Below are 12,137 nucleotides of genomic sequence, written 5' to 3'. Positions count from 1 at the left end.
ATCAGGAATCTGTCCGCGGGCCGTGACGAAACCGTCACCGAACCGCGCCGGGCACACGAAACGATCGGCGCACGGAGCGATCGGCGCACGAAAAGACTCCCCACGCACCCGCCAGAGCCCGGTTACCCTTGCTGCGTTTCCGCCCTGGGGGAGTTGGCCTGGATGGCGTCACGTGAGGAGCCTCCGGAAGTCTACCGGACGCGACGGGCAGTATCGGACACATGAAGATCGCCATCGCCGGGGGCCACGGGCAGATCGCCCTCCTCCTCGCCCGTCAGCTCACCGATGCCGGACACGACGCCGTCTCGATCGTCCGGAACCCCGCCCACGTCCCGGACGTCGAACAGCAGGGCGCCACCGCGCTCGTGGCCGACCTGGAGCAGCTCGACGACGACGAGCTCGCGCTGCGGCTCCGCGGCGTCGACGCGGTCGTGTTCGCCGCCGGCGCCGGTCCGAACAGCGGCGCGGAACGCAAGCTCAGCGTCGACCGCGACGCGGCACTCCTGCTCGCGGACGCCGCGGAACGCCTCGGTGTGCAGCGGTACGTGATGATCTCCGCGATGGCGACGGACCGCTACGACCCCGAGCGGGCCGTCGTCCCCGCGCAGAGCGACGCCGACGTGTTCCAGGTGTACCTGCGGGCGAAGTCGGAGGCCGACGCGAACATCCGGGCCCGCAACCTGCGGTGGACGATCATCCGTCCGGGTGCGTTGCTCGACACACCGCCGCAGGGCACGGTCGACGTCGGCCGGACGGTCCCGCGCGGCTCGATCCCCCGAGCGGACGTGGCGGCCCTCGTGGTGCACGCGCTCGTGGACGACCTCGCGGTGGGGGTGCAGTTCGAGGTGACGAGCGGGAACACCCCGATCCCTGCGGCGCTCGCAGCGCTCAGCTGACGCGCGCCGCGCAGCGACGGCCGGGTCGCGCCACGATCCCGACGTCGGACCAGGCACCCGGCCTGGTCCGACGTCGGGATCGCGGTTGGACGCCGGAAGCGCGCACACCGCGCCGGACCGCCGGTCGAGCGCGGCGACGCTGCGCGGCGCCGGGAGGGCGACGCTACAGCGCGACCGCAGCCGACTGCCGGGCGATCTCGAGCTCCTCGTTCGTCGGGATGACGAGCACCGCGACACGTGACGTGTCCGTGGAGATGCGTCGGGCCTCCCGTGAGGCCAGCTCGTTGCGGTCCGCGTCGATCTCGATGCCGAGGTGCTCGAGACCGGCGAGGACCCGTCGGCGGAGCAGGGCGTTGTTCTCCCCCACCCCCGCGGTGAAGACGACCGCGTCGAGCCCGCCGAGCTGCGCGGTGTAGGCGCCGACGTACCGGCGGATGCGGTGCCGGTACACGGCGAGCGCCGCCTCGGCGACCTCGTCGCCCTTGGAGGCGGCGTCCTGCACGTCGCGCATGTCGCCGTTGCCGGTGAGCCCGAGGAGTCCCGACCGCTTGTTGAGGATGTCGTCGAGCTCGTCGAAGTCGAGCCCGGCCTCACGGTGGAGGTGCACGAGGACCGCGGGGTCGAGGTCGCCGGAGCGGGTGCCCATCACGAGGCCCTCGAGCGGGGTGAGGCCCATCGACGTCTCGATCGACCGACCGCCGTCGATCGCCGCCGCGCTGGCCCCGTTGCCGAGGTGCAGCACGATCGTCTTCAGCTCGGACAGCGGGCGGTCGAGGAACGCGGCTGCCTGCTCGGAGACGTATTTGTGGCTCGTGCCGTGCATGCCGTAGCGGCGGATCCCGTACCGCTCGGCGAGGTCGGACGGGATCGCGTACGTGTACGCGTGCGGCGGCATCGTCTGGTGGAACGCGGTGTCGAAGACGGCGACGTGCGGCACGTCCGCGAACACCTGCTTCGCCGCGCGGATGCCCTCGAGGTTCGCCGGGTTGTGCAGCGGCGCGAGGGACGACAGGTCCTCGATCTGCTGCTCGACGTCGGCCGTCACCACGGTGGCGGCGTCGAAGGTGGTGCCGCCGTGCACGACGCGGTGCCCGACGACCGCCGGCGGGTGGTCCTCGAACGACGGTCCGACCTTCCCGAAGGCGTCGAGCATCGCCTGGAAGCCCGCGGCGTGGTCCGGCACGGACGCGGCGTCGTTCGACGAGGACTCCCCCGTGATCGCGTTCGTGTGCTTCCAGGCCCCGGCGGACTCGCCGATGCGCTCGACGAGGCCGGACGCGAGGGTCCGCTCGTCGTCGAGCTCGATGAGCTGGTACTTGAACGAACTCGATCCGGAGTTCACGACGAGGGCTGCGGTCACGGGGTGGTTGCCTTTCCGTTCGGACTGGAGGCGCGGTGCGCGGTGGTCGGTCGGCTCACGCCGCGGGGTGGGGTCGGCCGGGTCAGGCGGGCTCGGTCGCGGTCCCGGCCTGGATGGCCGTGATCGCGACGGTGTTGACGATGTCGCTGACGAGCGCTCCGCGGGAGAGGTCGTTGATCGGCTTGCGGAGCCCCTGGAGCACCGGGCCGATCGCGACCGCGCCGGCCGAACGCTGCACGGCCTTGTACGTGTTGTTGCCGGTGTTGAGGTCGGGGAAGATGAACACCGTCGCCTTGCCCGCCACCGGGGAGTCGGGCATCTTCGTGCTCGCGACCGTCGGATCGGCGGCCGCGTCGTACTGGATCGGGCCCTCGACGAGGAGGTCCGGGCGGCGCTCGCGGACGAAGGCCGTACCCGCCCGCACCTTGTCCACGTCGGCACCGGAGCCGCTGTCGCCCGTCGAGTAGCTGAGCATCGCGACCCGGGGGTCGATGCCGAACTGCGTCGCGGTCTCGGCCGAGGAGATCGCGATGTCGGCGAGCTGCTCGCTCGTCGGGTCCGGGATCACCGCGCAGTCGCCGTAGACGAGCACCCGGTCGGCGAGTGCCATGAGGAACACGCTCGACACGATCGACGTCTCGGGGCGGGTCTTGATGATCTCGAAGGACGGCCGGATGGTGTGCGCGGTGGTGTGCTTCGCCCCGGAGACCATGCCGTCGGCGAGGCCGAGCTGCACCATGAGCGTGCCGAAGTACGAGACGTCGGTGACGGTGTCGCGGGCGAGTTCGACCGACATGCCCTTGTGCGCTCGGAGTCGGGCGTACTCCTCGGCGAAGCGCTCCCGGAGCTCGGGGTCGAAGGGGCTGAGGAGCTGCGCCTGCTCGAGGTCGAGGCCGAGCTCGGTCGCGCGGGCCCGGATGGCCGCCGGTTCGCCGAGGATCGTGATCCGGCAGACCTGGCGCGCGAGCAGCGTCGACGCCGCGCGGAGGATGCGGTCGTCGTCGCCCTCGGGCAGGACGATGTGCTTGCCGTACCCGCGCGCCCGGTCGAGGAGGCCGTGCTCGAACATGAGCGGTGTGACCACCCCGGACGGCGTGACCTGGAGCCGGTCGCGGAGCTCGTCGGCGTCGACGTGCTGTTCGAACAGGGCCAGCGCGAGGTCGGCCTTGCGTGGCGAGTCGGCCGCGAGCCGCCCCCGGGTCTGGGTGATCCGGAGCGCCGTGTCGTACGTGCCGAGCGTGTTCTGCGCGATCGGCAGCGAACTCGACAGACCCTCGAGCAGTCGCGAGATCTGCGGGGCGGTCTCGAACCCGCCGTTGAGGATCACGCCCGCGAGGCTCGGGAAGGTCTCGGACTGGTTGGCGAGCAGCGTCGCGATGAGGACGTCGCTGCGGTCTCCCGGCACGACGACGATGCCGCCCTCGATGAGCCGGGGCAGCACGTTCTCCATGCTCATCCCGGCGACCACGGTGCCGAGGGCTTCACGGTCGAGCAGGGCCTCGTCGCCGCGGACCAGCGTGGCGTCGGTGGCCTCGAGCAGGGCACGGACCGTCGGCGCCACGAGCACCGGGTCCTCCGGGATCGCCCAGACCGGCACGCCGGCGTGGTCGTCGTGCACGGCGGCGCCGACGCTCGACACGATCTCGGCGAGCCGCTCGGGGTCCGCTCGGTTCACGACGACGCCGAGGAGCTGCGCGTGTGCCGCCCGGAGCTCGCTCGTCGTGACGTCCGCCACCTGGGCCATGGCCTCGGGCGTGCGGGCGCCGCGGTCGGCGGAGTCGCGCCCACCGAGCACGAGGAGCACGGGAGCGCCGAGGTTCGTCGCGACCTTGGCGTTGAACGACAGCTCGGTGGGGCTGCCCACGTCGGTGTAGTCCGAACCGAGGACCACGACCGCGTCGCACTGCTGCTCGACCTGGGCGAACCGCCGGAGGATCGTCGCGACGGCCGCGTCCGGGTCGGCGTGCACGTCGTCGTAGGTGACCCCGACCGCGTCGTCGTAGGAGATGCCGACCGCGGTGTGCTGGAGCAGGAGTTCGAGCACGTAGTCGGGCTCGTGCACGGAGCGCGCCACCGGCCGGAACACACCCACTCGGCCGACCGTGCGGGCGAGCGTCTCGAGGACTCCGAGGGCGACGGTGCTCTTGCCCGTGTGGCCCTCCGCGGACGTGATGTAGATGCGGGTCGACACGGATCCAGGGTAGCCGCCGGTCATGTCGCGACATCCGGGCGGATTCCCATCCGTGGATGCAGGTGGTCATCCACACCCTCGCGGACCTGTACCATGGGGTGTCGTCACCGCGAGGTGGCGCCTGGAGGATTCGCCTAGTGGCCTATGGCGCACGCTTGGAAAGCGTGTTGGGTGCAAGCCCTCAGGGGTTCGAATCCCCTATCCTCCGCCAGCACACGACGAAAGCGCGAGACCCCGGTCTCGCGCTTTCGTCGTTCACGGCTCGCGCGAGGTGCCTGGTCCCCCACCTGGTGGACCGCCCCGCACCCCGATCCGCGCACGGTGGCCAGGACACGCCGCCGCGGGGTGGAACGGGCTGTCCCCGGTACCCGTCGGTCGCCTATGCTGACCGGACGGCGTCCCCGGGACGGGACGCCACGGGACACGAGTGGCAGGGGCGTCGCTCGGCAGCGCGATTCGCTGTGCCCGCATCTCAGGAGGATCCGACGTGGGGGACATGACTGCGCAGGCGGCGGTACGGCCGCGCGTCCGGACCTACGACCTCGTCGTCCGTCCCCGCAGCGCGCTCGTCCGATCGACCGCGCTGAGCATCGCCTTCTCCGCGGTCCCCCTCGCCGTCGCCCTGGTCTGGGTGTCCTTCCCGTTCCGGCTGTGGGCGCTCATGGCCGCGATCGTCGTGCTCCTCGCCGTCGTCGTGGGCGCGGCGGTCGTCCGGCTCGGGACGGCCTACGTCGGTGTCGACGCCACCACGGTCGACGTGCGCGGCGTGCTCTCCTCCAGTCGTCGGATCCCCCGCGACACGGTCGACCGGGTCCTGCTCGTCGAGACCTACGGCGCATCGGTCGAACGGTCCGTGCGCGAACTCGTCGCGTTCGCCGCTGACGGGACGCACCTGTTCCGGTTGCGCGGTGACGTGTGGGGGGACGCCGGACTCGACCGCGTCGTCGACGAACTCGGCGTGACCGTCACCGAGGAGCCCAAGCCGGTGACCACCCGGGAGTTCGCGCGGCGCTGGCCCTCGAGCCGCGCGTGGTACGAGCGCTCCCGGGCGTTCCTCGTGGTCGGGCTGCTCGCGGTCCTCGTCGTCGGCGGCCTCCTCGTCGTCGAGACGGCCGGCCTCCTCTCCGCCTGACCAAGAGGGCAGCACGCCCACCGGGCAGCACGCCCACCGGACAGCACGCCCACCGGACAGCACGCCCACCGGACAGCACGCCCACCGGACAGCACGCCCGCCGAGCAGCACGCCCGACGGGCAGCACGCCCGACGGGCAGCACGCCTGCTCGGGCCTCAGCGACGCCGACGCAGCGTCGAGAAGATGCCCTGCACGACCTCCTTGGCGATCGTCCGACCCAGTCCGGACCCGAGCAGGTCCGACAGCGGGTCGTTCGCCTTCCGGGACGCCGTCGTCCGCGTGCTCGACCGCCCCGACCGCCGCGCCTCGGCAGCCCGCTCGGCCCGTTCGAACTCCCGCTGCGCCTTCTCGTACTCCTTCTGCGCCGCAGCCCGGTCGCGTTCCTCCTGCTTCGCCTTCGCCGCAGCCTCCTTCGCCGCGGTGGCCTGCGCCCGGGCAACCTCCTTCTCGGCCTCGGCAGCGGCCGCCGCGGCGGCCTTCGCCGCGTCGGCAGCGGCCGCGTCCGCGGCGGCGGCCTCCATGCGGCGGGCGAGCATCTCGTAGGCCGAATCGGGGTCGACGCGGGTGCCGTAGGTGGCGAGGAGCGGCGATGACTGCACCCGTGCCTCCAGGTCGGGTGCCGGCATCGGGTCCATCGAGCCCTGCGGAGCTCGGAGCCGGGTCCACGCCACCGGGGTCGGCGCACCCTTCTCGTTCATGACCGTGACGATCGCCTCGCCGGTGGCGAGCGAGGTGAGGACCTCGCCGAGGTCGTAGTCGCTCGACGGGTACGTCGACACCGTGGCCCGGAGCGCCTTCGCGTCGTCCGGGGTGTGCGCGCGCAGTTGGTGCTGGATGCGCGACCCGAGCTGCGCGAGCACGTCGTTCGGCACGTCCTTCGGTGTCTGCGTCACGAAGAAGATGCCGACGCCCTTCGACCGGATCAGCCGGACGGTGCGCACGATCTGGTCGGTGAAGTCCTTCGAGGCCCCGTTGAAGAGCAGGTGCGCCTCGTCGAAGAAGAACACGAGCTTCGGCTTGTCCTGGTCGCCGACCTCCGGGATCTCGTTGAAGAGGTCCGCGAGGAGCCACATGAGGAACGTCGAGAACACCTGCGGCTGGTCCTGCACGCCCGGCACCTCGAGCAGGCTGACCACGCCCCGACCGTCCGCGGCCGTCCGGAGGAACACCTGCGTGTCGATCTCGGGCTCGCCGAAGAACTGGTCGGCGCCCTGGTCGGCGAAGGTGATGAGCTCGCGGAGGATCACGCCGGCGGTCTGCTTCGACAACCCGCCGAGCTCGGCCAGTTCCTCCTTGCCGTCGTCGCTGACGAGGAACGTCAGGACGCTCCGGAGGTCCGAGAGGTCGACGAGCGGCAGCCCGGCCTGCTCGGCGTAGTGGAACACGAGCCCGAGCGAGGACTCCTGCGTCTCGTTCAGCCCGAGCACCTTCGAGAGCAGCAGCGGGCCGAACCCGGACACGGTCGCGCGGATCGGGACGCCGGTGCCCTGGCCGCCGAGGCTGTAGAACTCGGCCTCGCTCGCGACCGCCTGCCAGTCCTGCCCGATGCCGGCGGTGCGGGCGAGGAGCTTCTCGCTGCTCGTGCCCGGCACCGCGAGGCCGGACAGGTCGCCCTTGATGTCGGCGGCGAAGACGGGGACCCCGTTCGCGGCGATCTGCTCGGCGAGCAGCTGGAGTGTGCGGGTCTTGCCCGTGCCCGTCGCGCCTGCCACGAGGCCGTGCCGGTTGAGCATGCCGAGCGGGATGCGCACCTGCACGTCGGGCAGCGCCTCGCCGTTCACGAGGGCGCCGAGTTCGAGGGCGCTGCCGGTCACCTCGTAGCCGTCGCGGACCGCCGACACGGCGTCCGGCCCGAGCGGTCCGGTCGCGTCGGCGGGTCCGGTCGCGCCGGCGGGTCCGGTCGCGTCGGCGGGTCCGGTCGCGTCGGCGGGTGCAGTCGCGTCAGCGGGTGTGCTCGCCGGTGCACTGCCGGGAGGCGCGGTGCCGGTCCCCGACGACGACGCCGGCCCGTCGGTGGTCGCGGGGGTTCCGTCGTCCGCGGCCGGTGCAGGTGTCGGTGCGGGTGCGCCGGCGACGTCGGGTGCGTCCGCGTCGGGTGCCGCGTCCGCGGTGGGCACGGAGGCCGCGAGCGCCGCCGCGAGTTCCTCGGCCCGCGCCGCGGCCTCGTCCGCGAGGCGCCGAGCCTCGTCCGCCGCGGCCTTCGCCGCCGCTGCCGCCGCCCGGGCCTGCTCCACCGCATCGCTCATGCGCTCAGCATACGAACGGCGCGGACAGCCGGTTCGGTCCCGCTCGTGCCGCCGTCGGACGACACGGTCGACGTCGTCCGACAGCGGTCACGTCGTCCGACAGCGACAGCGACGGCTCGCGCACCGCGACGTCACCCGCCCCCGCGCGACGCCGCGCGAGCCGCCGCGCGACGCGTCAGTGCGAGAGCGCCGGCACCGTCCGCGGCCGCACGACCACCCAGAGCAGGGCGATCGCCACGGCCGACGTGCACGCCATCACGGCCGCCATGGGCGCCGCGGTGGTGATGCCGAGCCAGCCGACGATCGGCGAGATGAGCCCGGCCACGCCGAAGTTCAGGGCACCGAGGAGGGACGCTGCGGTGCCCGCCTCCTTGCCGTGGGCCGCGAGGCCGATCACCTGCACGAGCGGGAACGAGAACCCGCAGGCGGCGATGAAGAACCACAGCGGCACGAGCACCCCGACGAGCCCGGCGCCGAGCAGGTCGAGCACGATGATCGCCACGGCCGCGAGGAACAGCGTCGCGGTCGAGCACGCCAGGATCCACTGCGGGCCGACGCGCTGCGCGATGCGGGACGAGATCTGCACCCCGAGCACGACGCCGATCGAGTTCACCGCGAAGAGCAGGCCGTACTGCTGCGCGTTGAGGTCGTACACCTGTTGGAACAGGAACGGCGACGCGCTGAGGTACGAGAACAGCCCGCTGAACACCATCGCGCCGATGAGGGCCACGCCCACGAAGATCCGGTCGGAGAAGAGCGCCCGGTACCGCTGCCCGACGCTCGAGTGCCCGGCCTCGTGTCGACGTGCCGGCGGCAGGGTCTCGACGATGAGCAGCACCGAGGCGATCACCACGGCGAGGCCGTAGCAGGCGAGGAAGACGAAGATGCCGCGCCAGCTCGTGAACCGGAGCATCTGCGAACCGATGAGCGGGGCGAGGATCGGCGCGAGCCCGTTCACCATCGCCAGGCGGGACAGCATGCGCACGAGGGGCTTGCCGCCGAACAGGTCGCGGACGGTCGCCATCGCCACGACGCCTCCGGCCGAGGCCCCCATGCCCTGCAGCACCCGGAACAGCGCGAGCACTTCGACGTTCGGGGCGAGCGCGGCCCCGACCGAGGCCGCCACGTGCACGCTCGTCGCGATGATCAGCGGGAGGCGCCGACCGACCTTGTCGCTCCAGGGGCCGACGAGCAGCTGCCCGACGGCGAACCCGATCGTGGTCGCCGTCAGGGTGAGCTGGACCGTGCCGGCCGAGATCCCGAGGTCGCCCTCGAGCGACGGGAACGCCGGCAGGTACAGGTCGATGGTGAACGGCCCGAGCGCGGTGAGGGCCCCCAGGACGAAGACGTAGACGAGGCGCTGCCCGCGGGAGAGCGAGTCCCCCGGGTGCAGGACGACGCGGAGCGAACCGGTGGTGGCGGGCGCGGTCACGAGCAGGGTCCTTCGACGTGGGGAGGGGTGGTGGGAGGAGGGGTGCGGAACCGGGTCGAATCGATTCGGCCGCGGAACCATCCTAACCGCACCTGTGCGTCACCTGACATGCGGTACGTTCGGACTGCCCGGCGGACCGGGCGATCTGGACAGGAAGGGGGTGGGTGTCGTGGTGGACGCCCGGATCCTGCACACGACCGCGGCCCTGCGCGAGGCGATCCTGCGCCTCGCCGCCGATCGTCCCGTGTCGCGCATCACCGTCGCCGACGTCACGCGTGCCGCGGGCATCAACCGCGCGACGTTCTACTCGCACGCGGTCTCCCCCGGCTCGCTGCTCGCCGACGTGCTCACGCCGGAGCTCGACCGCATCCGCGACGACGACGCCGCGGCGCGTCGGGCGGCGTTCGAGCGCGGCGCCGGGCCGGACGAGCTCGAGGCCATCACCCGCCGCGGCATCGACGCCGTCGTCGAGCACGTCGTGTCGTACAAGGACATCTACGGCAAGGCGCTGCCCGACCCCGAGGACGGCTCGCTGCACCGCCTCCTCGTCGACCACTTCACGGTGTCGAGCGCGCAGCACATCCGGGAGCTCCCGGCCGAGGGTCGGCCCGAGCTCCTCGACGACGTCGCGGCCGGGTTCGTCGCCCAGGGGTTCGTCGGCGCGATCGAGGCGTGGCTCGCCGGCCCGCGCCGGTCGCGGAAGTCGCTCGTCCAGACGATCACCCTGTCGTTCCCGGCCTGGTGGCGCTGACGCGTCGCGCCCCGCGCGCGACCCAGATCGGACGGGAGGCCCGGTGCCAGCTGGCACCGAGCCTCCCGTCCGTCTCAGCGTCCGTCGAGGACGCGACGCGCGCTACCGCTGGGCCGCCCGCGTGAGTCCGCTGAAGGACACCGAACCGAGGCCGGTCACGTCGTCGTACCCCTTCGCGGTGGAGAGCGACGTGTCGTGGTCGAGGGTCACGAGGTAGTCCTTGCCGGACGTCGCGCTCGTGTAGGCCAGCGCGATCGGCGACCCCGGCGGCTGCACGTCGTGGAACGCCTTCGGCGCAGCCCGGTACGTGGCGTAGAGCGACGGGTTCGCGAAGCCGAGCCGCACGTGGGTCGACTGCTGCACGATCGCCATGAGTGCCGCCGTCAGCGGTGACGCGAGCGAGGTGCCGCCGTACGTCTCGTTGACGAAGTCGCCGGTGGCGAGGGTGCTGTCGTCCGTGATCGGGCGGATGCCGATCGCGAAGCCGGTGTACGGGTCGGCGAGTGCCGCGAGGTCCGGCGAGACGCGCTTGCCGTTCGCGAGCGACGACGGCACGACGCCCTTCTGGTAGGCGGGCTGGTCGAAGATGGTGCTCCGACCGCCGCCGGCACCGCCACCGACGAGGTCGCCGGGCAGCGGCGCGGCGTAGACGTCGCCACGGTCGCTCGACACGATCTGGTCGAGGACGTCGCCCCACCCGGTCTCGAAGGTCTTGCGGCCGTTCGCGCCGATGCCGAGGCTCGTCCCGCCGACCGCGGTCACCCACGGGCTGGAGGCCGGGAAGTCCGGCTGCGCGCTGCCGAGGGCGGCCGACTCGTCGCCGTTGTCCCCGCTCGAGAAGTACAGGCCGATGCCTTCGCCGGCGGCCTGGATGTGCAGGTTCTCCTGGCCACGGATGCTCGACAGCGGCACGTTCTCGCCGACGTCGCCGTAGCTGTTGCTGACGAGGTGCGCGAGGCCCTGGTCGAGGACCTTCGACATCGCGACGTCGAGCCCGCCGCCGCAGTTCGTGCCACCGACGTAGAGGATCTTCGCGGCCGGGGCGACGGCGTGCACGGACTGGACGTCGAGCGTCTCCTCGCCCTGCCACCCGCTCGGCTGCTGGCAGAGCACCTGGTCGGTGAACTGCGACGGCGACGGGATCCTCTGCGCGAAGGTGGCGCTCGTCAGGACGGGCTCGCCGTTCTGCTTCGAGTAGCTGTTGGTGTCCTGCACGATCGTCGGCGAGGCGTACGCGTCGATGATCGCGACGGTCTGGCCCTGGCCCTGGACGCCCTTCGCGGCGAGGCCGTCGACGCCGTAGGCCGAACGGATCTGCTTCGGGACGTAGCCGCAGGCGAAGGTACGGACCTGCGTCTGCCCGTAGGCTGCCGGCACGGTCGCGGTGTTCTGCCCGTCGTACTGCGAGCACTTCGCCTGGATGCCGGTCGGGCCGGTGGCCTGCTGACGGAGGGTGCGCGCAGGCGTCGACGTCGCGGGGGTCTGGCCCTGCTGGACGAGTTCCGGGTGTGTGAGGAGTCGTCCCTGGTCGACGCTGACCCCGCTCACGAGACCGGCGATGGAGGACGGCAGCGAGGGTGCGGAGGCCGGTGCGACGAGGGTCTTCCCGGCGTGCTGGTAGCGGTGCAGGCTCGTGCCGAGCACCGAACCGACGACCGACGCCGGCCCGCGGAACACCACGAACTCGTGGCTGGCCGGGACGGCCGTGATGGTGAGGCCCTGTGCGCGGAGGTAGCCGGTGACCTCGTCCGCGGACGCCTTCGTCGGGGCGTACTTCGCGATCCAGGCCGAGGGGCTGAGCGGCTTGCGGTACCGGGCGTTCCCCGGGGTGGACACCGCGGTGGCCAGGGCCTCGGCGCCCTGCTGGTTCCGCAGGGGCAGGTAGACCTCGCCCTCGACGTCGGTGCTCGCCGCCACGGTGCCGGCGTCGTTCGTGCTCGTCGCCCACGTGGGGACGGAGTCGGGGAGCGTGTGCCGGGTCGCTGCGTCGGCCGGTCCGGCAGCGAGGGCGACGGCGCCGACCGTGCACGCTGCGGTGGCGATCGCGACGAGCGCGGTCCGGGTCCTGTTGGGTTCGGTCCGACCGGGGGTCGGTGGGCGTCGTTGCACTTCGGGTCCTCTCACCGCG

The 12,137-nt window shown here is 72.3% G+C and carries 8 protein-coding genes, 1 tRNA gene and 1 other RNA gene; 4 read left to right on the top strand and 6 right to left on the bottom strand.

The annotated features are described in order from the left end of the window. Nucleotides 1-88: 88 nt before the first annotated feature. An RNA gene (gene ffs / locus QPJ90_RS10935) (signal recognition particle sRNA small type) lies at nt 89-185 on the bottom strand. A 36-nt stretch (nt 186-221) separates the two neighbouring features. On the opposite strand from ffs, the gene QPJ90_RS10930 reads away from it, so the two are divergent. Beyond that, the gene (locus tag QPJ90_RS10930; RefSeq protein ID WP_290131258.1) at nt 222-896 is read left to right on the top strand and encodes an SDR family oxidoreductase; all 675 of its coding nucleotides are present in this window, start codon (nt 222-224) and stop codon (nt 894-896) included. A 163-nt stretch (nt 897-1,059) separates the two neighbouring features. On the opposite strand, the gene QPJ90_RS10925 is transcribed toward QPJ90_RS10930, so the two are convergent. Together QPJ90_RS10925 and pta are read right to left on the bottom strand one after the other, a co-directional pair. After that, a complete protein-coding gene (locus QPJ90_RS10925; RefSeq protein WP_290131257.1) occupies nt 1,060-2,256 on the bottom strand; it encodes an acetate kinase in 1,197 nt (398 codons plus the stop codon). 82 nt (nt 2,257-2,338) lie between these two features. Beyond that, on the bottom strand, nt 2,339-4,447 hold the full coding sequence (gene pta / locus QPJ90_RS10920) for a phosphate acetyltransferase (protein WP_290131256.1): 2,109 nt from the start codon (nt 4,445-4,447) through the stop codon (nt 2,339-2,341). Nucleotides 4,448-4,570: 123 nt separating this feature from the next. Between pta and QPJ90_RS10915 the strand changes: the two genes are divergently transcribed. Both QPJ90_RS10915 and QPJ90_RS10910 read left to right on the top strand, forming a co-directional pair. Next, nucleotides 4,571-4,658, top strand: a tRNA-Ser gene (locus QPJ90_RS10915). A gap of 276 nt (nt 4,659-4,934) precedes the next feature. Then, entirely contained in the window at nt 4,935-5,579 is a 645-nt protein-coding gene (locus QPJ90_RS10910) for a hypothetical protein (RefSeq protein WP_290131255.1), read from the top strand. 156 nt (nt 5,580-5,735) lie between these two features. Here the strand turns inward: QPJ90_RS10910 and QPJ90_RS10905 are convergent, their stop codons facing one another. Both QPJ90_RS10905 and QPJ90_RS10900 read right to left on the bottom strand, forming a co-directional pair. Then, a complete protein-coding gene (locus tag QPJ90_RS10905) occupies nt 5,736-7,826 on the bottom strand; it encodes a helicase HerA-like domain-containing protein (RefSeq protein ID WP_290131254.1) in 2,091 nt (696 codons plus the stop codon). A gap of 175 nt (nt 7,827-8,001) precedes the next feature. Next, the gene (locus tag QPJ90_RS10900; RefSeq protein WP_290131253.1) at nt 8,002-9,258 is read right to left on the bottom strand and encodes a multidrug effflux MFS transporter; all 1,257 of its coding nucleotides are present in this window, start codon (nt 9,256-9,258) and stop codon (nt 8,002-8,004) included. 160 nt (nt 9,259-9,418) lie between these two features. Between QPJ90_RS10900 and QPJ90_RS10895 the strand changes: the two genes are divergently transcribed. Further along, entirely contained in the window at nt 9,419-10,009 is a 591-nt protein-coding gene (locus QPJ90_RS10895; RefSeq protein WP_290131252.1) for a TetR/AcrR family transcriptional regulator, read from the top strand. A 102-nt stretch (nt 10,010-10,111) separates the two neighbouring features. Here QPJ90_RS10895 and QPJ90_RS10890 read toward each other — a convergent pair whose 3' ends face one another. Then, nucleotides 10,112-12,118 (bottom strand): S53 family peptidase, encoded by a 2,007-nt coding sequence (locus QPJ90_RS10890; RefSeq protein ID WP_290131251.1) that lies wholly within the window; start codon nt 12,116-12,118, stop codon nt 10,112-10,114. Nucleotides 12,119-12,137: the final 19 nt, after the last annotated feature.

It is taken from the genome of Curtobacterium sp. 458, assembly GCF_030406605.1.
Lineage (GTDB): Bacteria > Actinomycetota > Actinomycetes > Actinomycetales > Microbacteriaceae > Curtobacterium.
The sequence above is the reverse complement of the archived record's forward strand: the minus strand, read 5'-3'. Positions and strand labels throughout refer to the sequence as shown.